The sequence below is a fragment of the Candidatus Methanoperedens nitratireducens genome (assembly GCF_000685155.1).
Taxonomy (GTDB): domain Archaea; phylum Halobacteriota; class Methanosarcinia; order Methanosarcinales; family Methanoperedenaceae; genus Methanoperedens; species Methanoperedens nitratireducens.
Genome location: NZ_JMIY01000004.1, coordinates 204,107 through 225,865, shown reverse-complemented (window position 1 = coordinate 225,865; position 21,759 = coordinate 204,107). Strand labels below are relative to the sequence as shown.

Annotated in this window: 26 protein-coding genes; 15 read left to right on the top strand and 11 right to left on the bottom strand. The window is 42.0% G+C overall.

Annotated features, from left to right (window positions below; all coding sequences use genetic code 11):
- On the bottom strand, positions 1 to 234 hold a 234-nt coding region (locus ANME2D_RS18435; protein ID WP_048091005.1), incomplete at its 3' end, for a type II toxin-antitoxin system HicB family antitoxin.
- 203 nt (positions 235 to 437) lie between these two features.
- Here ANME2D_RS18435 and ANME2D_RS09525 point away from each other — a divergent pair.
- From ANME2D_RS09525 to ANME2D_RS09510, 4 genes are all read left to right on the top strand, one after another.
- Complete coding sequence (locus ANME2D_RS09525) at positions 438 to 638, top strand: type II toxin-antitoxin system HicB family antitoxin (protein WP_048091157.1); 201 nt, start codon at positions 438 to 440, stop codon at positions 636 to 638.
- A 166-nt stretch (positions 639 to 804) separates the two neighbouring features.
- Positions 805 to 1,023, top strand: coding sequence for a hypothetical protein (locus ANME2D_RS09520; protein ID WP_048091003.1), 219 nt, complete (start codon positions 805 to 807; stop codon positions 1,021 to 1,023).
- An 84-nt stretch (positions 1,024 to 1,107) separates the two neighbouring features.
- On the top strand, positions 1,108 to 1,428 hold the full coding sequence (locus ANME2D_RS09515) for a hypothetical protein (protein ID WP_048091001.1): 321 nt from the start codon (positions 1,108 to 1,110) through the stop codon (positions 1,426 to 1,428).
- A 299-nt stretch (positions 1,429 to 1,727) separates the two neighbouring features.
- Positions 1,728 to 1,958 carry a hypothetical protein gene (locus tag ANME2D_RS09510; RefSeq protein WP_157834050.1) on the top strand — a complete coding sequence of 77 codons (231 nt, stop codon included), beginning with the start codon at positions 1,728 to 1,730 and terminating at the stop codon, positions 1,956 to 1,958.
- A 51-nt stretch (positions 1,959 to 2,009) separates the two neighbouring features.
- Here ANME2D_RS09510 and ANME2D_RS09505 read toward each other — a convergent pair whose 3' ends face one another.
- Positions 2,010 to 2,651 carry an MAE_28990/MAE_18760 family HEPN-like nuclease gene (locus ANME2D_RS09505; RefSeq protein WP_048090998.1) on the bottom strand — a complete coding sequence of 214 codons (642 nt, stop codon included), beginning with the start codon at positions 2,649 to 2,651 and terminating at the stop codon, positions 2,010 to 2,012.
- Entirely contained in the window at positions 2,648 to 3,766 is a 1,119-nt protein-coding gene (locus ANME2D_RS09500) for a DUF262 domain-containing protein (RefSeq protein WP_048090996.1), read from the bottom strand. The genes ANME2D_RS09505 and ANME2D_RS09500 overlap by 4 nt, the downstream gene beginning before the upstream one ends.
- A gap of 892 nt (positions 3,767 to 4,658) precedes the next feature.
- On the opposite strand from ANME2D_RS09500, the gene ANME2D_RS16910 reads away from it, so the two are divergent.
- From ANME2D_RS16910 to ANME2D_RS18430, 11 genes are all read left to right on the top strand, one after another.
- Positions 4,659 to 4,925, top strand: coding sequence for a DNA methyltransferase (locus tag ANME2D_RS16910; protein WP_081810218.1), 267 nt, complete (start codon positions 4,659 to 4,661; stop codon positions 4,923 to 4,925).
- Between the two features lie 9 nt (positions 4,926 to 4,934).
- Positions 4,935 to 5,111 (top strand): hypothetical protein, encoded by a 177-nt coding sequence (locus ANME2D_RS18010; protein ID WP_157834049.1) that lies wholly within the window; start codon positions 4,935 to 4,937, stop codon positions 5,109 to 5,111.
- A 120-nt stretch (positions 5,112 to 5,231) separates the two neighbouring features.
- Positions 5,232 to 5,468, top strand: a complete 237-nt coding sequence (locus ANME2D_RS09490; protein WP_048090994.1) for a type II toxin-antitoxin system HicB family antitoxin — start codon at positions 5,232 to 5,234, stop codon at positions 5,466 to 5,468.
- Between the two features lie 443 nt (positions 5,469 to 5,911).
- On the top strand, positions 5,912 to 6,091 hold the full coding sequence (locus tag ANME2D_RS09485) for a hypothetical protein (protein ID WP_157834048.1): 180 nt from the start codon (positions 5,912 to 5,914) through the stop codon (positions 6,089 to 6,091).
- A gap of 387 nt (positions 6,092 to 6,478) precedes the next feature.
- Entirely contained in the window at positions 6,479 to 6,973 is a 495-nt protein-coding gene (locus ANME2D_RS09480; protein ID WP_048090990.1) for a hypothetical protein, read from the top strand.
- A gap of 56 nt (positions 6,974 to 7,029) precedes the next feature.
- A complete protein-coding gene (locus ANME2D_RS09475) occupies positions 7,030 to 8,349 on the top strand; it encodes a metallophosphoesterase family protein (RefSeq protein WP_048090985.1) in 1,320 nt (439 codons plus the stop codon).
- Positions 8,350 to 11,883, top strand: a complete 3,534-nt coding sequence (locus tag ANME2D_RS09470; RefSeq protein ID WP_048090984.1) for an AAA family ATPase — start codon at positions 8,350 to 8,352, stop codon at positions 11,881 to 11,883. It abuts the gene before it with no gap.
- Positions 11,871 to 13,025: a DNA double-strand break repair nuclease NurA gene (locus ANME2D_RS09465; RefSeq protein WP_048090982.1), complete on the top strand. Its 1,155-nt coding sequence runs from the start codon at positions 11,871 to 11,873 to the stop codon at positions 13,023 to 13,025. Before ANME2D_RS09470 ends, ANME2D_RS09465 begins: the two co-directional genes overlap by 13 nt.
- A complete protein-coding gene (locus tag ANME2D_RS09460) occupies positions 13,022 to 13,540 on the top strand; it encodes a hypothetical protein (protein WP_157834047.1) in 519 nt (172 codons plus the stop codon). The genes ANME2D_RS09465 and ANME2D_RS09460 overlap by 4 nt, the downstream gene beginning before the upstream one ends.
- Complete coding sequence (locus ANME2D_RS09455) at positions 13,537 to 15,105, top strand: ATP-binding protein (protein ID WP_048090978.1); 1,569 nt, start codon at positions 13,537 to 13,539, stop codon at positions 15,103 to 15,105. Before ANME2D_RS09460 ends, ANME2D_RS09455 begins: the two co-directional genes overlap by 4 nt.
- Before the next feature lie 135 nt (positions 15,106 to 15,240).
- On the top strand, positions 15,241 to 16,536 hold the full coding sequence (locus tag ANME2D_RS18430) for an alpha/beta fold hydrolase (protein WP_081810217.1): 1,296 nt from the start codon (positions 15,241 to 15,243) through the stop codon (positions 16,534 to 16,536).
- Positions 16,537 to 16,615: 79 nt separating this feature from the next.
- Here the strand turns inward: ANME2D_RS18430 and ANME2D_RS09445 are convergent, their stop codons facing one another.
- From ANME2D_RS09445 to ANME2D_RS18000, 8 genes are all read right to left on the bottom strand, one after another.
- Complete coding sequence (locus ANME2D_RS09445; protein ID WP_048090972.1) at positions 16,616 to 16,990, bottom strand: hypothetical protein; 375 nt, start codon at positions 16,988 to 16,990, stop codon at positions 16,616 to 16,618.
- A 6-nt stretch (positions 16,991 to 16,996) separates the two neighbouring features.
- Complete coding sequence (locus tag ANME2D_RS16905) at positions 16,997 to 17,449, bottom strand: Hsp20/alpha crystallin family protein (RefSeq protein ID WP_052368760.1); 453 nt, start codon at positions 17,447 to 17,449, stop codon at positions 16,997 to 16,999.
- Between the two features lie 9 nt (positions 17,450 to 17,458).
- A complete protein-coding gene (locus ANME2D_RS09435) occupies positions 17,459 to 19,672 on the bottom strand; it encodes a CDC48 family AAA ATPase (RefSeq protein WP_048090970.1) in 2,214 nt (737 codons plus the stop codon).
- 216 nt (positions 19,673 to 19,888) lie between these two features.
- Entirely contained in the window at positions 19,889 to 20,293 is a 405-nt protein-coding gene (locus ANME2D_RS09430) for a type II toxin-antitoxin system VapC family toxin (protein ID WP_048090967.1), read from the bottom strand.
- On the bottom strand, positions 20,290 to 20,523 hold the full coding sequence (locus tag ANME2D_RS09425) for an AbrB/MazE/SpoVT family DNA-binding domain-containing protein (RefSeq protein WP_048090965.1): 234 nt from the start codon (positions 20,521 to 20,523) through the stop codon (positions 20,290 to 20,292). The genes ANME2D_RS09430 and ANME2D_RS09425 overlap by 4 nt, the downstream gene beginning before the upstream one ends.
- A gap of 378 nt (positions 20,524 to 20,901) precedes the next feature.
- Positions 20,902 to 21,336, bottom strand: coding sequence for a type II toxin-antitoxin system VapC family toxin (locus tag ANME2D_RS09420; protein ID WP_052368758.1), 435 nt, complete (start codon positions 21,334 to 21,336; stop codon positions 20,902 to 20,904).
- Positions 21,333 to 21,557 carry a hypothetical protein gene (locus tag ANME2D_RS09415; RefSeq protein ID WP_048090963.1) on the bottom strand — a complete coding sequence of 75 codons (225 nt, stop codon included), beginning with the start codon at positions 21,555 to 21,557 and terminating at the stop codon, positions 21,333 to 21,335. Before ANME2D_RS09415 ends, ANME2D_RS09420 begins: the two co-directional genes overlap by 4 nt.
- Positions 21,558 to 21,561: 4 nt before the next feature.
- Positions 21,562 to 21,717, bottom strand: coding sequence for a hypothetical protein (locus ANME2D_RS18000; RefSeq protein WP_157834046.1), 156 nt, complete (start codon positions 21,715 to 21,717; stop codon positions 21,562 to 21,564).
- Positions 21,718 to 21,759 lie beyond the last annotated feature (42 nt).

Sequence of the window (21,759 nt, the reverse complement as noted above, 5' to 3'; positions counted from 1 at the left end):
AGTCCATTTTCTAAATACTGATTCGGGAGGGAGTTGTATTAAAATGTGCGGAAAATGGGTTAGAATGATCCATCCTTCTATTGTTTCAGCAAGATTCCTTCGGCACTCTTCAAGGGTTTTACCGGTTGCCCATACCCCTTTTAATTCCTGAACCTCCCCGTAATAAGGTTCGTCATCTTCAATTATCTCATATTTCGCCTTTTCCAGTGCCGCATTTATGTATTCGAGTATCATGCTACATCTCTTAGTTTATCATTTATTATTGCACTTAATATAGCTTTTTGCACTCACGCGCTTAACCTGTAATCTCTGCCAGTCGGCGCTGGTGTAGCTTGTAAAGAATGAAGCTGGGGAGAGTAGGTGCCAGGAAGGATTAAAATATACGAAATCATCAGGTTTATATGTCTCAAACTACATTCGACTTCAAGGTGAAAATCATGAAGTTTAAAGTAGTCCTGGAGCCTGCCGAGGAGGGCGGCTATGTCGTATACGTGCCTTCACTTCCAGGATGCATTTCTGAGGGTAATACAAGAGAAGAGGCATTGATGAACATAAAAGAGGCTATAGAACTTTATCTGGAGCCAACCGAAAAGTTAGTTATAGGGAAGAGTGCTGAGATCGCTGAAGTTGCAGTTTAGCCTGAATTAGTTTGGTGCTTAAAATCCTGCCAGTCGGCGCTGGTCTTGTGATGAGGAGGAGGCGCTTGATCAGAAAGAGAAAGGAAGCGGATATTTCAGGGAAGAGAAACCTTAAAACCTCCTGAACGAATATAACAATTAAATTTCAGATTATATAAGGTGAAAAATGGTCGATGTTATATTAAAGCTCCCCAACGATTTCAGTTGGATAACGAAGAATAAAGAGGGCTTGAAATGGGTAGAGTCAGCCGTTATAAGTAGACTTACTGAGATAAAAATTGGAAATCTTCTTGCCGAGAAGAGCGAGTTGAGAAAAGAAGACATAGATGAACTCGATCATATCATAAAGCGTGCTCTTTACAATAAAATAAAGGCAGATGAATAAAATTAGTACTGGATTCTAACATCATTTTTTTGGCTCTGATCTCAGTAGCTAACATTTTCACACACGCTAAGAAAAAGCCCGGTCATGCGATTTTTACTTCTGGGAGGTTCACCAAACAAACGGAATGAGTCTGTATTCTGCGCAGTATGCGGATGCAAGTTCGATGTAAAACTTGAACCGGGCAATATAATCCCTGTCCAGTACTTCTATTCAAAACAACTGGGAAAAGCTCTGACAGATAACGAAACAGAATACTGGGAGTGTGAACATTGCAGTGGATACATGAAAGAGAGGATGATAGAATGGATGAATAAAAACTGGGGTACTCGCTGTCCTGATTTTGAAGAGAACTGCCCGCTTTGCAGAGCATGGAAATATTTTGACTATCTTTTTGAGATAGATTAATGATGCAAAGTGAATGAGTCGCTTGATATGTGGCATAAACAAAAAGGGTTAACACATATTATTACATTGTAAAAATTAATTTTCTGGCGCCGATAGCTTCCCAGGCAAGCGCCTTGAATCGAGAACCATGTAAGATAAACAGCGACCTCTTACGAACTCACATTCAAAGGCGATCAAAGTTATGAACGGGGGCGAGGTACTGTAAAACCCATTTGCGTAGGGCTGTATTGATGTGATCTGGTTTACAGGTGACACAGATGCTCTTGTGCCCGAATTTGCTTTTGAGGTGGAGCACTGAAGTGACTAAAGGGCTTGGCAGGCTGTTTAACCTTTATAAAGCCGGGTTAAGGACCAAGCTGTTTATTGTATTGCCTGATAAAAAATTGGATAAATTCAATACAGAAATCGAGCGCAGCCTATTTAGCGAAATCAAGGAGATCTGTAAAGTAAAAACGTATATGCCACTGATTGATCTTTACGTTCTGGCGCTTGAACATGATTTACAGAAGAAGAAATTTTTTGAGGAGTAAAGCAGCACGGCGCAGAATCAATTTTTGGTTTATCTTTAGAAAAAGGATTTTTTAAAAATTTCGTTTAAATGTCTCTTCGGAAGCGGCTTGAATAATTTGTTCTTTAAAACAATCAAGCATATTCGTTACTTCATTATACAAATTAAGAAACTCATCTTCATCAAAATAAACACGTTGTCCATGTGCGACATCATTTCTATTATCTACTAATTTGTTAATTTGCTTATCTTTAGTTATATAAAATGAATCTTCTAATCCCAATGTGTCTAATATTTCTTTAAAAACCTTCCAACGTAGATTTGATTGTGTATCAATGACGTCATAATATGGAATATTTGCTATAGTTGATAGGTTATTAACTAAAATGTTCACTAATTTTGTATGAGTGCTAGTTTTGTTTGTTTCTAAACATGTACAAAATGTATTTCTTAATGCGAGAGCGATAAAATTTTCTCTAAGCTCGTCATATCTTAATCCAAGTTGTTTTATATATATAACATAATATGTCCCTGCATTTTTAATATAACCTTCCCAATGTGCATAAAGGATAGCAATACCAATTCTTAGATGGATGTCGATGTTTCTTTTATTCGTAGAACTCATAGAACTCACAATAAAGGTAAGTTCCTTTTTTCTCCATCCTAAATCAGAATCGAGATAATTGGCTAACACTTCAACATTTTGAATTTTCATGGTTTGAATATCTTCTTTCCCAGTGGGACAATTACAGGGATTCGTGTATTAAAGTTGCTACCACTTCCGATATAATCCAGATAATTTCGATCAGACCATAGAGATTTTGCTCTATTTTTAACTTCTTCTTTCAAATTTTCATCTATTGTTCGTTTATTCCATTCATCAATGTTTGAACCTACACCAATACCAATTGCTTCAAATGAAGATAAAAGAAATTTTCCTTCAAAACGATTTCTTTCGAAATTATATCTTTTAAATGCATCATCCGATAACGTCTTATCTAAAAAATCAAAGGTATCTTTAAAAATTTGTTTTTCTTTTTCTTTATCAAATGTTGAAGATTCTGCAAACTCAGTCATTTTTTCAGTAATAAATTCTGCTAAAAATATAAACCCTTTCATGTCCCTTATGTCCACATTTTTAAAAATTATGAACCTTAAAGCTAATTCTAAATTGTACTGCTCACTTATAGATTTTTCACTTAAACCAATGCAATTTAAGAAAGGTTCATAGGCTCCCAAGTCATATAGCCAATAATAGAAATCTTTGTTTATCATAATGAGTAAGCAATTTCTTAACTCTTGATCAGATAGCTTTGTACCTAATGTATTCAATCTCTGAAAAAGTTCATATTTTATATTTGGGTCGCTTTCTTTTTTTACAATTTGGACACCGATTTTTTCTCTTTTAAATTCCAACCTTTGAGACGAAGTAAGTGAGTTTTCTGCATCACTAGATTCCCACATTTTTCCTTCAAGTGAAGGAAGATATTTAGTTTTTATTAGCCTACTTGGAGGAAAAATATTATTATTTTCATCTTTCAAAATACCAACAAATTCAAATATTGTTGACAACCTTTGCAGACCATCAACTACATCCCAAACTCCATCCTCTCTTTGAGAAACAAAAATAGGTGGTATAGGTATACCTAAAAGAATAGACTCTATCAGTTTAGTTTTTTGAAGTGGCGTCCATCTAAAAAAACGCTGAAATTCTGGATGGATATCTAATTCATTATCTTTATATAAACTGATCAATTCACCGATGGACATTGGATATCCGTCTGTATAAATTTCCTTTGCTTTTTCATCTATTTCATCTTGCAATAACATATTAATTAAATAATTTAGGTATCTGATAAATCTTTTGTAGCGTTTTAATGAAACTCAGTAAAAATAACTATGCTATGAAATTTTAAAACTCAAAAAGATAGCGCATATCGTTTATATAATATAAGGAATCTTAACTTGATTAAAATCATAAAAGTAAGTGGTATCAACTATCGTAGTATCTTTTTTAAATATTTTTTTAATTTTTCTATAGTTACAACTTGCTTACAACGGACGTTCCGTACCTTTTAGAGAGTATATATCTTAATTAATTTTTTTACGTCTGTATAGGTAAATTATAGTATCTCGCATAACATCTGACAATAGTATATAAACCACAGAGTGCACAGAGGACACAGAGCAAAAGCCACAACTCTCTGTGCTCTCTGTGTCCTCTGTGGTTGATTATCTTGTCTTGGCCATTTTAATAAAGGTGATAGAATTTTTTATATTAAGTTTTGCAGATAACTATATACCTCGCAGCATATTGATTCTAATAAACAATTTAAAGTATAAGATTTAATTTCAGTAATTAATAAAATCGCAACCAGGAGAAATATAAAATAGAAAAATCAAAGGGTACGGAATGTGGGTTACAACTTACTTCCAACTTAATTATATTTCACAAAATTAGATCATATTAATGTATATATTAATAATTAGATCAATATTGATCCTTGCTCGAAATCACAAGGACCGACTACAAACAATTCCTCCAATCCCACCCGGAAGTGGAAATCGGAGAAACCAAAATAAAACTCCACCCCAAGTGGAAGATTTCGCAATTCGCCCCCCCTCCACCTTCACCCCCGAAACCACCACAATCTGTAGCTTCCCCGACCGCGGCGACTGGGCTACGCACGTCGGAAACTACAGGGGCAACTGGTAGCCATACATCCCGCGAAACCTCATCCTTAGTTATACCGCGCCGGGTGAGATTGTTCTTGATCAGATGACCGGCTCTGGCACCACAGTTGTGGAATGCAAGCTCCTGGGGCGGCGCGCCGTGGCTGTAGACATCAATCCCGATGCTGTCATGGTAGCGCGAAACAGGCTGGATTTTGCTTATACACCGCTGGATGCTGATTACCAGGGGAAGATGATTAAAAACCACAGAGATAAAACAACAGTTCTCTGTGAACTCTGTGTCCTCTGTGGTTGATTTTTTGCATTGAACTATTTTTATCCAGAACATATTGAAAAAATCATCATAGCCACCCATTTCTCTTATGCCAGCATCATCCCTTATTCCCATGACCGTGAGGGCGACCTGTCAAGCGTTCATAACATTACTGAATTTGCCGCGGAGATGCGCAAGATAGCGCAGGAGAGCATGAGGTGGTGGTAGGAATAATGCGAGATATTCGAGAGAAGGGATATTGATGCTCGAAAATAGAGGTTATGAACCTCACTGAATCAAGATATATAAAGAGTTGAATTATATGATATACAATCGTAAAATGGTATTATGGAACTAACCGCAATAATCAAAGAAGGCGAAAAGCAATTTGTCGCTCTGTGTCCTGAAATAGATGCTGTCAGCCAGGGCTTTTCTGTTGAAGAGGCGCTGGATAATCTTAAGGAGGCTGTAGAAGTTTACATCGAAGAGATGGGCTTACCTGAAGAAATAAAGCGGAGTGATACACTTATCGCTCATTTTGAGGTGTTCCCACATGGGGAAACTACCCGTTCTATCAGGACATGAACTGATCAGATAGTTGAAAGTGAGTGAAGATTTTGTACCCATAAGCTGAAAGTGGTGAACTTTATTAGACAATTAGATATTCTGATCAAGCAATCAGAACAACCGCTCTGCGTTATTGTTTCATGTTGAATATACACATTCTCATTATTGTGGAATCGATAACTATAAGCACCATTAACCATGTCATCTATTAAAGGAAGTAAGAAATGAAATATAAGAACAAAAATAAGCGAATTGATAAAACTGGCAATCGAACTTTTACACAAAAAGGAATGCAGTACGATAAGAAGAACAATAAAGATAGCAGCCTCATAGTATAAGTCAAATAACACACACAGGCTTGCTTGACGAATAGGAAAGTATAAAATCGTATCATTATCTGCTGGCTGAATCAATATAAGCCAAAATCGATAAATTGATTTCATTGGTTTTTATTCTTGTTTGTGTGTCAAAAAATAAAAGCCAAGAAAAATTTTACGGAGCTACCTGAGGACATTCAAAGCAGATGCGGGGATATCTTTGACGATGCGGGCATAAACCCCACTGCTGTCGTGGTGGCGCGCAACAGGCTGGATTTTGCTTATACGCCGCTGAATGCTGATTACCAGGGGCAGATAATTTAAAACTACAGAGTTCACAGAGTCGGCTATGAACTTGGTTCATAGATAACAATGAAAAAGACAATTAACAACGAACTCAAAACGAACTTAAACGAACTCATAAGTCCGAGTTCGTATCGAGTTAGTACCAGTTCGTTGTTTATATTATCTGAACCACATACGGGTCTAAGATGCGATATAATTTAACTTATTCATACCAAGACACAGAGATAGAACAACAGTTCTCTGTGAACTCTGTGTCCTCTGCGGTTGATTTTTTGCATCGAAGAAGATGAATCATGGCAAGATCTGTAAGAGGAGATTTCGTCGTCCTTCCCTTCCTGATCTGCTGCAAATCAGGGCATAATTTAAATGTATTAAGAACGAAATCAATAATGTATTCAGGGATATATGGACGTACTGGAAGATTTTGAGGAGATAGCAGCCGATAAACAGCATGCTGAGATCAAAATATCTGTAATGCATGTAGAACTATCCATTAAGGTGAGGTATTTCATCAGCCAATCCGGGATAGGCTATTGTGTGCTGTTAATTGATGGAGTTAAAGGAAAAGGTTTGAGGGGAAAAGTAGAATCAGCAGCGACAAAGGTTTATGTTGGAAGGGCTGTTCTTATTTTCTTATCCCTTCTTGACGATGGGAAGAAACTTATCACTGTCCCGGCCCTGTTCGAGAAAGAACCGACCTTTAGTGAGAACGTGGATTTAAGTAATTTTATTATAAATGCATATTTCCCTGATAACCTTAAAAAAACAACTGAAGAAGTCTATAACGAGCATCTGAATTTCTTAAAAGATAAAAAAATATCCAATAATACTGATAATCTTTACAAGAGCATCCTTGAGCTTCCGGGGGAAGGGCTTGAGATCCTGAGAAGTTATAGATAAGATGAACCTATCCTCCGGGCGCAACAGATTTTAATCTGTAGCGCTTCTAAGCGTCTATGAACTTCATCCATGCGAGCGATTTTCATCTTGGTTATGCCCAATACGGGCTCTCCGAGCGCTTTCGTGATTATGCCCGGGCTTTTCATTCTGTCATAACATATGCCATTGATAATAAGACAGATTTCATCCTGATCTCTGGTGATCTCTTCCATAAAAGGAATATAAACGCGCCCACGTATGAACAGGCATATAAAGTGCTCTCTCTTCTAAGACAAAAAAGCCCATCCACCGCTGTTTATGCCATTGAGGGGAACCATGACCTTGCATTCCATCAGGACGGCAAGAGCTGGCTTCAGATCCTTGATTCCCAGAGTCTGCTTAAGCTCATAAGGCTAAAAGAGGCTAACGGTGCTAAACTTATGGGGGATTTTGTTGAACTTGATAACGCCCGTATCTTTGGTGTGAGATACCTTGGCTCAGGCACGGTCTCCATAATTCCCCGGATAGCGGATGAGATAAAAAAAATAAATGCTGAGCAGGGGGAGAAATACACTATCCTGATGATGCACTTTGGCATGGAAGGGCAGATAAGGCAGGAGGCTTCAGGGGAGATCCCTTATAATTCCCTTTTGCCATTAAAAGAAGTGGTGGATTACCTTGCGCTCGGGCACTACCATATACAGTATGAACTGGACGACTGGATCTTCAATCCTGGCAGTGTTGAGATGATAGCAATGAGCGAATACGGCTTATCAAAAGGTTTCTATCATATCAACCAGAGCGATAGAAAACTTATAACCCCGTTAACGCGCCCTGTCAGGCGTATCAAGCTTGACATAAGCAGTATCAAAATCCCTGCTGAGCTGTACACAAGGATAGAATCAAAGCTGGACAGGGAGCAGATAATCCGATCGGATATGAGCCCGCTCATCGAGCTTGTGCTCTATGGCGAGATGAATTTTCCAAAATCGGAAGTGAACATAGACCGCATAAAGGATATGCTGGCTGACCGCTTCAAGCCGCTGTGGTCAGAGGTCAAGATCATAAGGAGCAATCTGCAGTACACCATCAATGAGGGGGATGTGCGCGGGCTGACGCGCGAGCAGATAGAGCTTCGTGTTTTCTCTGACCAGGTAAAGCTTGATGGAAGATACCAGGACAATGTTGAAGAGATCGTAAAGACCATGATCGAGGTAAAAAAGATGGCTGCTGCAGGGATCGAGGAGACAGCAATCCAGAAAGAGCTGAGATGGTGCTTTGAAAAAATGAAGACTTCGCTATCAGATAACAGAGATAAGAAGGAAGTTAAAAATCAGGTTAAAAATCAAGAACCAAATACCCGCCAGACCCTTCTTTCGCATATGGGAGATATTTAAATGCTGATCAAATCAGTGGAATTAAAAAATATCAAATCCTACAGCCATGAGACTATCGAATTCATGGAGGGTATAAACGGGATATATGGTCAGAACGGGCATGGGAAGACCACTATTCTTGAATCCATAGGCTATGTATTGTTCGATTTTCTACCCTACAATGCCTCTGACCTCCTGCGCCACGGGGAAAAATCAGGCTATGTGGCAATTACAGTGGAAGGTAATGATGAGATCGAGTATACGATCTACAGGAAGATAGGAAGCGACTACTATATTAAAACACCTGTTGATGAAATAAAAGGAAAAAAGGATGTACTTGACTGGATCGCAGGCAATCTTTTCTATAGCGTCAGATCTCCTGATGATCTGCCCTCTATCTTTGAGAACGCTGTGGGTGTTCCCCAGGGTACGTTCACAACCGCATTTCTCCAGACCCCGAGAACACGGAAGATGATCTTTGACAATATCCTGAGAGTGGAAGAGTACCAGGCAGCGTATGCTAATCTACTTCCTGTGATCAATTCTATTAAAAAAAACATTGATTCTATGGATAAGGAGCTGCTGCCGCTTCGCACCCGTACCGAGAAGTACCAGGATGTTAAAAAAGAAAAAGAAACCCTGCAGATAGAGATTGATGGACTAAAAAATGAGATCAAAGAAATAAATACCAGCATCTCAATTCTAACAAAGAAAAAAGAAGAACTGACGAGCAAAAAAGCTCAAATTGACGCTCTCTCAGCGCAGATAACCAATGAGAATGTACGTCTTGATGGACGAACAGGCCAGCTTGAGAGAGCAAGATTTGATCTCAGCCGCGCTGAATCTGCAAGGAAAGTCGTGGACGAACTGCTGCCATCTGAGGAAGCTTTCAAAAAAGAGAATCTCAGGCTCAAAGAACTGAATTCGGATCGTGTGGAGCGGGATAAGTTAAAAGATGAGATCGCAAGAGTTGATTCTAAAATAAGCAGTCTTATGGAAAAGCTTGAGCGTTCATCAAAGCTCTCATCCGAGAATATAGAGCTAGAAGAACGCAAGAAACTGCTTATTCCCAGGATAGAGGCAGCGCGCAGGCTTGAAGAATCGATACATGAGCTTCAAAAAGACTTAAGAGATCCGATGGCAGGCATAATCTCAAATCTTGCGAACCTGAGGGAAAAAGAGCAGCGCATGAAAGAATTGGATCAGGAGATCGAGAACCTCAGGATAAAAATATCCCATCTTTTACCATTTAAAAACAGGCAGCTTGAGCTTGAGGCTAAAATAAAGGACTTAAAAGAGAACCTTGAGGCTCCCCTTCGCACACTCTCATCTGAGATCTCAGTGTTAAAAGAAAAGGAAGGCCAGGCTGAGAGATTGCGCCAGGAGATCTTCTCACTCACAGAAAGGAAAAACAAGCTTATGCCTGTACTTGAGAAACAGAGGATAATGGAGGATGAGATTAAAAATCTCTCATCGCTCATGGAGTCGCTCACCCGGCTTGGCTTTGAACTGAGACAGGCAGTAGAAAAGGAAAAACGGGCAAATCTGCTCATATCAGAAGTCAGGCAGCTTGGAAATAAGGTAGCCGATCTTGCCCCCCTGATCGAGCAGCAAACAGTACTTGAAAAAGAAGAGCAGGACCTGAACCAGCGCCGTGCCGCTGTAAAATCCATGCTGGAGCAGACCAGAAATAACATGAGGCTTGCTGGAGCAGGGGGGTTATGCCCTGTTTTGAATGGAGTTAAATGCAGGTCTGTAAGTGATTTTACTAAGTACTTTAATGATGAGTTAAACTCACGCACAAAAGAGTTAGAGGAAACAGAGAGCAGGTTAAACCATATATCAAATGAGCTAATCAGGCTTAATAACCCCAAAAAACAGCGTGAAGAGATCGCTGTGCTAATTGCCTCAAAGAAGAAGGATCTCGACGCCTATAGTGGTGCATCGGATGAGGTTGAGTCATGCAGGACCAGACTTAAAGAGCTGGCAATATTGCATCCGCTGCCAGGATCTGGAGATCTTACAGGAAGCGAGGAAGAGAGAAGTAAAATTTTTAAGATGCTTGAGTCCAAAAGATCAGAGTATGATAAAATAAAAAACATTATCAAGGAACTGGATAGTGTGGAAGCACTGATCCAGTCAAAAAATAAAGACATGGAAGACTTTTTTAATATTACTGCTGCCATTGCCAGATGCGAAGAGCAGATAGGTCTTCTCAATAGCAGATTTAATTTGAATATCGGACTCAATAATACCAAAGCCCATCTTGATAAGATCAATCTTGATATAAAATCGCTGGATGAGAGCTTAAAGGACTTAAATGATCCCTCAAAACAGATAGATAAGAATGAATCCCTGATACTGTGCAAACAGAGGGACCTTAATGCTTTAAAGGAAGTCCCTTCCCTGATTAAGGGCTGTCTTGAGCAACTTGCCCTGCTCAATAACAGGTTCCACCTGAAGGACAGACTGGATGGGAATCAGGAAGAACTCAGGCTGGTGGATGAGATCATAAAAAATAAGACCACAGAGCTTAAAGCATTGAACTCGCCTGAGAAAGAATACGAGGCATTGGGCGAGATCATCAGGAAAAACTTAAAAGAACTTGAAGCACTCGGGCATGTCCCTGAATCGCTTGAATCATGCAGGCATGAGCGCGAGGATCTAATGTCCAGGTTCTTGAGGTTCAAGGGACTTGATGAGTCGATAGCATCCGTGCAGGAGGCAATTACAGAGCTTGAGCCTGAGCATAACAAATACTTACAGCACCTTCCCCTGGCTATTAAGGTGGATGAATATTCAAAAGAGGCAGGGGAGATCGAAGAGAGTATTGTACTGATCAACGCTGCTCTGAATGAGTACACCAAAAAACAGGAGGCACTTTTAAAAGAGTTTAATGGGCCTCTTCTGGATGATACGATCCTGAAGCTTGAGGAACTCGGGAGAGCAGCAAGCGGCAGGGCAGAAGCAGTGAATGAGAAGAGCAAGAACCTGCAAAGACTTGTGCGGGATCTGGAAAATATGGAGTCCTGGCTTCTTAGAATAAAAGAGATTGAGAAAGAACTGGAAGATGAGAAGCAGTTCTTATCTTTTTCAAATTTTATCCGTGATACAATAAAAAATTCTTCCGAGCATATCGTCAATGAATTTATCGGTGAGATAAGCAGCGAGGCCAGCGGTATCTACTGTGAGATAATGGATGGTTTTACTTCAGCACTTAAGTGGGCGAATGATTATGATATCGAGATCGAATCAGAGGGACAGGTTAAATCGTTTAAGCAGTTAAGCGGGGGTGAACGTATGGGTGCTGCTCTTGCTGTTCGCCTTGCACTTTTAAAAGTGCTCTCAAACTGCGATTTCATGTTCCTGGACGAGCCCACGCAGAACATGGATGAGATAAGGCGGGAAAAGCTCTCTGATGAGATCTTAAGAATCCGCGGCTTCAAACAGGTCTTTGTTATATCCCATGACGACACTTTCAATGAGAAATATGAACATGTAGTCAGAATACAGAAGATTGATGGTGAAAGCAGGGTAGTATCATGCTCGACCTAAAAAGCATCTCACTTCAGTTCGATTCAAGACTTGAGGCAATAAAATCATATGATGCAGAGCGGTCTGCACTATCGGATGAGTACAGAGGCGAACTTGAAAAATTGAAGGTTATAGACCTTACAATGAACAGGATGCTGCCTCCCTACAGCGGGGCGAGGCTTCTTGAGCCAGGGAAGCTCATCCGACCTTTTCATTTCAACTGGAAGAACAGGCATGATGCTGTTGAATGGATCGATTCTGTGCTCTCAGGCGTACCGCTTGGCGCTGTCGACGGCAGCCAGATATACCCTGATAAGAGTTACGAGATCCCTTTAGCAGTCATACAGACCTCGCGCATATTCAACAGGCATACCTGTAACTGCGATTATAACCAGGATACTGAGGCCACGATCATCACCCCTGATGAGTTCGATACTGCAAGTGTGTACTCCTTCGGCAGAGAATATATTGATGCGCGCAGGTTTGCTATGGAATGCGAAAGCATCATGCGGCTCATGAGGCAATACCAGAAGATCTATATCCTGCTTGATGGGTCGCTCATTCTCTCCCATATAAATGCCCTGAACAGGAATATCAGATCGATATACATCAGTGCCATCACAGAGCTGCTTGAAGTCTCAGAGACCACGAAAAACCCGGTTATTGGTTTTATTGATACAACAGCGCCGCGCGATATCACCCTCATGATGCATTTTCTCTTCAGACTAAAGAAGAGCAAGCTATCTGATACGCATCTTTTTTCAAATCTACTCTGGGGAGAACGGACAGCAGCTTTTCTGTGCGACAGGGACGATAGAAGAGATAGAGCTTCAAAATGTGTACTTGACTGCTATGGTAAATTCAAGGACAGCATAGCATTTTTTTATATAAGGGTAAGTAATGGCCTTCCTGCGCGGGTGGAATTTCCTTCATGGGTACATGAAGAGGGGCTGATCGATAAGATCGCCGATATTATCAGGGCTGAATGCGTGATCCGCGGCAATTATCCCGATATCCTGATGCGAGCGCATGATGTTGCACTTATACGGTTGAATGAGCATACCCTTTTTTATGGAATGCTTGATAATTTCTGCAAGGTGCATGGTATTAAGATAAATAAGAGCGCAAAACATTTCCATAAACTGATGAACAGGAGGATATGATGGTATTAGGAGACATAATCAGGGTGGAAGATGCGAATACCTACCTGGTAAAAATACCGCCCGATGCTCAAAAGGAGTGTATTGGAAGGCTGGTGAAGATAAAAAAAGATTACGGGATCATAGTGGGTGTCATAAAAAACATCGCGCATATAATACGCGAGGAGCTCATTCCTTATATTGATCCTGGCATGCAGCCAAAGTATGCTCCTTTTAACGAGGATTTCAGGAACAGCTATTACACCGTTCATGGACTGGGGATAATCCGCAACGGGGTAGTGAAATACAGTATAGATTCACCGCCAGATATCGGGGATAAACTATCGCTGCTGGGTCCAGATGAGCTAAGGGAATTCCATACCATTAACGGCAAACCAAGTATAGCGTATCTCCAGTCAAACAGAGATGCACTTGATAGGGCAGTTCTTCTTGGCATGGTGGAACAGGTAGAGATGCATTATACGGAATGCAGCGCGATGCTAAGACTGGTTCGAAAGTATATTGAGAGGGGCAAATGATAGGAACTGTAAGATCCTCTGATGAAGAGGGTTTTACTTTTATCTCACGCGAACGCCTCCCCAGAGGTATGTTTGTGTGCTACACAGACGCCGGGAAAAAGATCCTCTGCAGGGTGAAGTGCAGCGAGCCGCTCAACCAGTATCCACAGGAGTTCCTTCTGGATATGAATATAGAAGCGGATGAGGTATCTGGATTCTATGGCCTTGATCCTGCTGACTTTAAATACTATTCTTACTCAGCCGCTGCAATAGGTTACTTTGATGCCATATTAGGTGAGTTCATAAACCCTAGGACAAACCCTGCATGCGGGCAGAGGATAGAACATGCTGGATCGGATATCCTGAAAGATATAAGCAAATTAGAAAAAGGTGAGAGCGGTTCGGCATTTATAGGGACTGTTCTCGGGGCTGAGGCTGATATCGTATTATCTGTGCGGGATATGGTAAGCCAGCACATATCGGTCATAGCATCCACAGGCGCAGGGAAATCATATACTGTGGGTGTTCTTGTTGAGGAGCTTCTGAAGCCCTGTAACATGGCACCTGTTCTGATCTTTGATCCCCACGGCGAATATTCTTCTCTTAATGAGATATCAAATATGCCTGAATTCATTACTTCCTCTTATCGTCCCAGGGTTAAGATCGTAAAGCCAGAGCATATAAAAATAAGGGTGGGCGATCTCCTGATCAGTGATTTTATCAGCATAATGGATGATGGGACCATGTCTGATAAGATGAAGACCCTGTTTCGGTCTGCATATAATAACCTTAAGAACAACCACAAGAAACAGTTCATGCGCAATGAGCTTAAGCAGGAGATTGAGGCGCTGCGGGACTCAAATAATGATCCAACAATAGAGGGGATACTCTGGAGGTTCGGGAAATTATATGCTCCTATATTTGATGATTTCCAGACCATACCGCTTGCCGGGTACTTCATGGTCGGGCAGCTTACGGTTATGGATGTTTCAGGGATCGAGGAAACATACCAGCAATTGATCGCCTCTATCATGCTGCGGCGGTTATTCGATGCAAAGGAAGGAACCGAGAATAACAGGTATAACGAATCACATATCGATAAGTTCCTGCCTTACCCTGTGTTTGTTATTATCGAGGAGGCGCACAGGTTCGCACCCCATAGCGGCGAGGCAAAATCAAAAAGTATCCTTAAGACCATACTCTCAGAAGGCAGGAAATTCGGGATCGGGATATGTATGGTCTCACAGAGGCCGAGCAAACTTGATGCCGACTCGCTCTCGCAGTGCATGACCCAGATCACTATGCGCATAATCAACCCCGGTGATCAGCAGCAGATCGCACAGAGTATTGAAACAGCGAGCAGAGACCTGATATCAGAGCTTCCCTCACTCGCAAAAGGCCAGGCGATCATCTCAGGTGTGGCAATAAATACCCCGACGCTGGTCAGGATCAGGAAGAGGCTCACAAGCGATATAAAAGGCAGGAGCAAGGATGCACCGATGATATGGCAGGCACAGAGAAAATACGAGGAAAAGCATCAGGCGCAGGAAGTGAGGGCGGACAGGGAGATGGATATCGGGGTGTAATCACCGAAAGCTTTTATCTGTTATCCTCCAAATGTATCATGTGTGTTTCTGATAAAGCAGAATATTGAAACTTAATTATCCGTTTCAATGGCTCGCTGATCATCGATTCAGGCAGTGGTATGAGGGGTGGAATAGATGAAAGAGAGAGTAACTTTCGAAAATAATAAGGGATTTAGATTAGTTGCCAATATTATAGGTCTTAAGGAAGGAATAGCCCGACCTGTTGTGATCTTTGCACATGGATTAGAAAGCGGTAAGGATAGCCCGCGGAACATATATATTGCCGGGGGACTGGTGGAAAAAGGGATCTGCTGTTTCCTTCCCGATTTTACAGGGCATGGAGAGAGCGAGGGGGAGATCTCTGATGCCACTGTTGAGCAATTTGCTCAGGATCTGGGCGCATCGCTTGACTGCATCAGCCATATAAAAGGTATTGACCCTGCGAAGATAGGAGTATGCGGCTCAAGTATGGGGGGAATAGCTGCTATCGTCAGGGCGGCCACTGATAGCCGCATCAGGGCTCTGGCTCTGCGCTCTGCTCCAGCCGAGGGATACTACCAGTACGCCAGTCAGGTACGCATCCCTGCATTGATAGTTCAGGGTGATGCAGATCCGATCATGGGGCAAAGCCTCATTCTTTTTGAGTATCTTGCTGGAGAGAAAAAGCTTGCTTTTGTTAAGGGGGCAGATCATCTGTACTCAAAAGAGGAGCATCTCAAAGAGGCACGGCAGATCATAGCACAGTGGTTTGCCGGGAAGCTGGGTTCAGATGATCCCGAGCCCGGCATCTTTAAGGACAGGAGGGATGCAGGAGCCAGGCTCGTATCCAGGCTAAAGGATTATAAGGACAGAAAAGGAGTCATAGTACTGGCACTTCCAAGGGGAGGTGTGGTTACAGGCCATGAGATCGCCTCTTATCTTAACTGTCCTCTTGATATCATCATTGTCAGGAAGATAGGTTTTCCAGGGCAGCCAGAGCTTGCCATCGGTGCTATCTCAGAGACCGGTACGGTCGCTTTAAATAAATACATAATATCAACCTATGAGGTGCAGGAGGGATACATTGAAAGTGAGATCTCCCATCAAAAAGCAGAGATCGAAAGGAGAATTAATCTATACCGAAAAGGAAAGGGGATACCTGATCTGAAAGGGAAAACCATTATACTCGTTGATGATGGAGTTGCCACAGGTGCTACAATAAAAGCAGCTATCTCAACATTGAAGGCCGAAAGTATAGAGAGGCTGATCGTAGCCCTTCCAGTCGCTCCCCCTGATACTGTTGAGGAACTGCGCCAGATGGTGGATGAATTGATCTGTCTTGAGACCCCTTATGATTTCATGGCAGTCGGGGCATATTATCAGGATTTCACTCAGGTAACTGATGAGGAAGTGGTAAAGATTCTGGAGAAAGCAAGACAAGAGAGCGGTTAAATCTGAAGTTAATGAGCATGACTGATATCAAGGAGGAAGATATCAAGTATTTTTGAGGTTCACAGATGATTAGCTGCGGTCATCTCCTAAGAGCCTCAAAAAGCAGAAAAATACCAATGATCAGCACTACGGCCGCCCAGATCGGTAGATAAACCTGAGCAAAGTATCTCGCTATCCCGAGCAATAATGCCAGGGCGCCAATCCCGACTGTTAGCCTGCTTATCCTGATATTCCAGATCAGCCTAACCAGGTTTAACGACAGCAGGATTGCTCCTGTCCCTACATATATAAGAAGCCATTTTTGATCGTTATCTATCTGATTGGCGCTCTCAAGAATCCAGCTTACGCCTAACAGTATAAAGAACAATGCCCAGGATAGTTTTACGAGCCTCAGGTTAAGCTGCCGCTTAGCGCCAAGCGCCCTCTCATCCATCAGGACTTCTACTTTTACCATGTTCTACTATGTATTATCGTTAGTGTTGGTATTAGTCTTTGAAGCGCCTTTCCTTGATTTGTTAAATACTACTTCAAGAATCCCGTTCTCGTATTTGGTCTTCATGCCTTTCTTATTAACTCTTGATGGAAGCTCGATCTCTTCTCTCAGGGTATTTACAGCATTACTGGCTGTTACTTCAAGTGTCCATCCTGTGCATGAGAGTTTAATATCTTCCTTTTCCATTCCAGGAAGCCCGATTACTGCGTAGATATTTTTTTCAGTCTCAAGGATATCCACAGGCGCTTTTCTCTCCATCTGGATATCAGGATTTACAGGGATAATGCCCATATTCGGGCATATATTAATTGAGATATCAACGAATATGGGCCTATTTGATATATCGCTCCCGTCCATCATATTCTCAATAGCTTCTTCTAATCGTCTTATGAATTCATCGAAATCTTTATTTTTTTTCATTGTCATTGCTCATTTGTCCTTTTTCTTTTTATCTTTGCTGATAGCCTTTGAAAAATCCATCATTGCTTCATACTCCTTTAAATCCCACGGTGTAGGTCTTACTATATTAAAAGCTTTCTCAAAATGCTCATTTCCAATTCTGACTGCGCGTGATATCTCTTTTACTTCTTCTCTAGTCATGCCAGGTTTAATAGATGCCCTCAGAGCGAGCATGGCAGCTTCCCGGCATATAGCCTCGATATCGGCGCCAACATACCCATCTGTCCTTCGGGCAAGATCATTAATAGTAACCTCAGGGGATAATGGTTTGCCTTTTAGATGGATGCTAAATATCTTCTCCCTTTCTATTAGATCAGGAGGCCTTATATAGATAAGCCGATCAAGCCTGCCGGGTCTTAGCAGAGCAGGATCTACCATATCAGGGCGGTTTGTTGCAGCTACTACCACAACATTCTTGAGTTCTTCAAGCCCATCAAGTTCGGTGAGTATCTGGCTCACTACTCTCTCGGTGACCCCGTTGTCAAAAGCTGTGCCACGTGTCGGTACGATAGAATCGATCTCATCAAAGAAAATGATAGCAGGCGCTGCCTGGCGGGCTTTCCTGAATGTCTCCCTTACGATGCGCTCAGATTCACCTATATATTTACTTAGAAGTTCAGGGCCTTTAATGCTTAAGAAATTGGCTTCACCCTCGGTAGCTATGGCTTTTGCAAGCAGTGTCTTTCCTGTTCCTGGAGGCCCGAACAGCAGCACTCCCTTTGGAGGTCTTGTGTTTATAGTTTCAAAGGCCTCAGGATACTTTAGCGGCCATTCAACTACTTCAATGAGTTCCTGTTTTACTAGATCAAGCCCTCCTATATCCATCCACCTCACCTCAGGTACCTCTATAAAGACCTCACGCATAGCAGATGGTTCAATATTTCGGAACGCATCATAGAAATCATCCTTTGTTACAACGAGTTTCTCCATGATCTCGGGTGGGATCTCCTCCTGGATATTGATCTTTGGCAGGATAAGGCGAATCGCATGCATTGCGGCTTCCTTGCAGAGCGATGATATATCAGCACCCACAAAACCATGGGTCATATCAGCGATTGCACGCATACCTTTTTCATCTAATAGATCTTCTGCCAGTGGCATACCTCTTGTATGGATCTGAAGGACCTCAAGCCTGCCAAGCCGGTCAGGAATTCCAATCTCTATCTCGCGATCAAACCTTCCTCCACGGCGCAGGGCCGGGTCTATTGCGTTAGGCCTGTTCGTTGCTGCAATGACTATCACCTGACCCCTGGCTTTCAGGCCGTCCATCAATGACAACAATTGCGCTACAACACGCCGCTCTACTTCACCTGTGACATCCTCTCTCTTCGGGGCGATGCTGTCTATCTCATCAATGAATATAATAGTCGGGGCGGTCTTTTCTGCTTCTTCAAAGATCTCCCTGATCTGTTTCTCGCTCTCACCATAATATTTACTCATTATCTCAGGGCCGCTTATTGAAACAAAATTGGCATCTGTCTCGTTTGCAACAGCCTTGGCGATCATGGTTTTACCTGTTCCTGGCGGGCCATGAAGCAGAACGCCTTTTGGCGGGTCTATACCCAGCTTTTGAAAAAGCTCAGGATGTCGAAGAGGAAGCTCGATCATCTCCCTTATCAGGCCGATCTCCCGCCTTAACCCCCCTATATCCTCATAGGTGAGATGTGTAGGGCGAATTTCCAGTTCTTCTATAACCTGCTCCTTTACAACTATGTTGGTATTTCTTGCCACGACTACAGGCCCTGGAGGCTGCGTTGATACTACAACGAACGCTAATGGGTTACTCACTGTCTCGACCCGAAGACGCTGCCCTTTCATGAGAGGCCGTCCCTCAAGAATACGATGCAGATACTGCGGTCCCCCGACCAGGCGGATTTGCTGTACCGGTGCCAGCACGATCCTGCTAGCCTGAAGAACAGCAGATTTCTGTACGTATACCTTATCGTCTATTCCCACACGGGCATTGGCTCGGATGTTCCCGTCGATCCTTATCAATCCACGCCCCTGATCCTCAGGATAGCCCGGCCCTGCGATGGCGCACGCCTTTTCCTTGCCGATCACCAGAATAACGTCGCCGCTCAGGACTCCAAGCTTTTCCATCAGGTCGCGTTCTATCCTTGCAATATCCCTTCCCGCATCTCTATGGTGTGCTTCTGCCACACGAAGCATTATTTTTTCATTCATGCTTATTCATTTTATATTTCGTATCTTCTTGTACATAAAGCCTGAAGATCGCCTAAAGATTTGAATAAGGATGGTACAGCAAATCAATAACGCAGGGATTCCGGGCGCGGATCATATAATCCAATGAGTAAATTCATGCCCCGACCGGGATTCTCCCACTTCTGTTCACCCCAATCCTCTCGTCTAACGATGTGTTTGCATCCCAGATCCGTATTCTTAAATTTTATCTATTGATTTAACTTCGATCTCTTTCAATTTCTTGAGATTTTCATCTTGTGTTATTAATTTGCATTTGTGAACTATACAGGATGCAGCGATCATAGCATCAGGAAGCTTTATTTTATATTTTGCTCGTATTCTAGCAGCATCTTTTGCGATGATGAGGTCTACATCGGTTATTGTGAGATTGTTTATAGCTTTTATATCTGTAAGGAACATCTCACCTTTCTCAGATTCGTCCTCTGCATAAAATCCACTTAAGATCTCCGAAATGCAAATCACTGAAGTATAGCCTGTATGTTTCCCATTATGAACATCTAGAAGAAGTTTTTCAACAAGTTCCCAGTTTTCCTCCTCGTTCAAAATAGCAAGAAAAATGTTTGTATCAAGGAAGATTTTCATTTCTCTTCCCACTCGCTTCGTATTTTATGCTGGTACTCCAAACCCGCACCAAAAATGCCTTTTCCAAGACCTACGAGATTAGCCACAGGGTTATGGGGGGCTTTTTTAAGTACCAGCTTTTCATCTTCTAAATCAAAAAGTACCTTCTCGCCAGCTTTAATTCCAAGAATTTCTCTGAATTTCTGTGGTATAGTTATCTGCCCTTTTTTTGTCATCCTGCTATATTCCATAAATGAGTATTACCAAATGGTAATACTTAAAAGTTTTGTCGTGTAAAATTAGCATATAACATTTCCCTCTCCCACAGCTTTACACCTGAAGTGTCACTTTTCCTCTATCAGTTTACTTTCTGCCGAAATTGCATTAGAAAGGTAAAAACCACATAAGAAAAGTGCCTGTTGTTGATTATACACAGGAGGAGCAGACCTGCGCAGTTCGCAGTGTCGCCTCCCCACACTTCGGGGCGCGCCGTCCCCATCATGGGATGCGGGCTTGTACTGCACCGCTGGCGGCGCGCGGCTGGAAGTGGGGCGCTCGCGAATTGGCGCAGGTACGATAATTGACCGTCAAGTCGGAAGGTATACTGCAAATGATGAAGAAGAAAATCTCTATATTTCTGGATTTATAGTCTGCAATCCTTCCTTTTTCGCAACAGAAACAAGTTTTTTATCAGCGCAGACAAAAGTAACTTTAAGCTCCTTCATGCTGAGAGCAACCGCAAGTTGCAATGAATCCAGAGTTCTTATGTTTCTTTTCAATACCAGCGTTATGCTATCTTGTATATGTTCTCCATCAAGCTCAAGAACGAGAAAATCCTTTATTGCATCATGGAAAAATTTTGATAGCACGATCTCCAGATCTTTCTTCAATATTATTTTCTCTTCCTTCTTCCTGTTAAGCGCGGAGACCATCTCGATTAGGGATATGCTTGAGATAACTATTGCCCTATCGTCTTCAGAAAAAATCTTATCTATCTTGTCCGTTCCTTTTTCATAATGATACCTCTTCACAAGCGCGCTTGTATCAAGAAAATAGAACTTCATGTTCTTTCAGCTCTGCCTTCGATTATTTCTTGTGAAAGAGAACCACTTATTTTTGCAAGCCTGCTTCTGACCTCATTAATATCAACTTCCCTCTTTATGTTTTTCTGCATATACTCGATGAGAGGAGATTTTTTGGCTTTGAAAACTGCAAGCTGAATTGTTGCCTTTACAACGCCTTGCGGCATGTCATCAACCATAGTTGAATCTAATTCAGAGTTCATATTCTCACAAATCCAATGATCTTAATGGCTTAAATAGGTTTATTTCTTTCTTGTTCTCCGCTTCGTCGCTCCCTGGCGCGCCATCCCCATCAGGGGATGCGGGCTTGTACTGCACCTCTGGCGGCGCGCCTGGAGGCGGGGCGCTCGCGGATTGGCGCATGTACGATAATTGACCATTGATATGGGGAGATGTTTTTTATGA

Coding starts and splice junctions, on each gene's coding strand:
- ANME2D_RS09525 (WP_048091157.1), top strand. CDS start 438: ATGAAGTTTAAAGTAGTCCTGGAGCCTGCCGAGGAGGGCGGCTATGTC.
- ANME2D_RS09505 (WP_048090998.1), bottom strand. CDS start 2,651: ATGAAAATTCAAAATGTTGAAGTGTTAGCCAATTATCTCGATTCTGAT.
- ANME2D_RS09475 (WP_048090985.1), top strand. CDS start 7,030: ATGAACTTCATCCATGCGAGCGATTTTCATCTTGGTTATGCCCAATAC.
- ANME2D_RS09445 (WP_048090972.1), bottom strand. CDS start 16,990: ATGGTAAAAGTAGAAGTCCTGATGGATGAGAGGGCGCTTGGCGCTAAG.
- ANME2D_RS09465 (WP_048090982.1), top strand. CDS start 11,871: ATGCTCGACCTAAAAAGCATCTCACTTCAGTTCGATTCAAGACTTGAG.
- ANME2D_RS09460 (WP_157834047.1), top strand. CDS start 13,022: ATGATGGTATTAGGAGACATAATCAGGGTGGAAGATGCGAATACCTAC.
- ANME2D_RS09435 (WP_048090970.1), bottom strand. CDS start 19,672: ATGAATGAAAAAATAATGCTTCGTGTGGCAGAAGCACACCATAGAGAT.
- ANME2D_RS09520 (WP_048091003.1), top strand. CDS start 805: ATGGTCGATGTTATATTAAAGCTCCCCAACGATTTCAGTTGGATAACG.
- ANME2D_RS09490 (WP_048090994.1), top strand. CDS start 5,232: ATGGAACTAACCGCAATAATCAAAGAAGGCGAAAAGCAATTTGTCGCT.
- ANME2D_RS09420 (WP_052368758.1), bottom strand. CDS start 21,336: ATGAAGTTCTATTTTCTTGATACAAGCGCGCTTGTGAAGAGGTATCAT.
- ANME2D_RS09430 (WP_048090967.1), bottom strand. CDS start 20,293: ATGAAAATCTTCCTTGATACAAACATTTTTCTTGCTATTTTGAACGAG.
- ANME2D_RS09500 (WP_048090996.1), bottom strand. CDS start 3,766: ATGTTATTGCAAGATGAAATAGATGAAAAAGCAAAGGAAATTTATACA.
- ANME2D_RS09470 (WP_048090984.1), top strand. CDS start 8,350: ATGCTGATCAAATCAGTGGAATTAAAAAATATCAAATCCTACAGCCAT.
- ANME2D_RS09480 (WP_048090990.1), top strand. CDS start 6,479: ATGGACGTACTGGAAGATTTTGAGGAGATAGCAGCCGATAAACAGCAT.
- ANME2D_RS16905 (WP_052368760.1), bottom strand. CDS start 17,449: ATGAAAAAAAATAAAGATTTCGATGAATTCATAAGACGATTAGAAGAA.
- ANME2D_RS18000 (WP_157834046.1), bottom strand. CDS start 21,717: ATGCGCCAATCCGCGAGCGCCCCGCCTCCAGGCGCGCCGCCAGAGGTG.
- ANME2D_RS09415 (WP_048090963.1), bottom strand. CDS start 21,557: ATGAACTCTGAATTAGATTCAACTATGGTTGATGACATGCCGCAAGGC.
- ANME2D_RS09455 (WP_048090978.1), top strand. CDS start 13,537: ATGATAGGAACTGTAAGATCCTCTGATGAAGAGGGTTTTACTTTTATC.
- ANME2D_RS18430 (WP_081810217.1), top strand. CDS start 15,241: ATGAAAGAGAGAGTAACTTTCGAAAATAATAAGGGATTTAGATTAGTT.
- ANME2D_RS09515 (WP_048091001.1), top strand. CDS start 1,108: ATGCGATTTTTACTTCTGGGAGGTTCACCAAACAAACGGAATGAGTCT.
- ANME2D_RS09425 (WP_048090965.1), bottom strand. CDS start 20,523: ATGGAATATAGCAGGATGACAAAAAAAGGGCAGATAACTATACCACAG.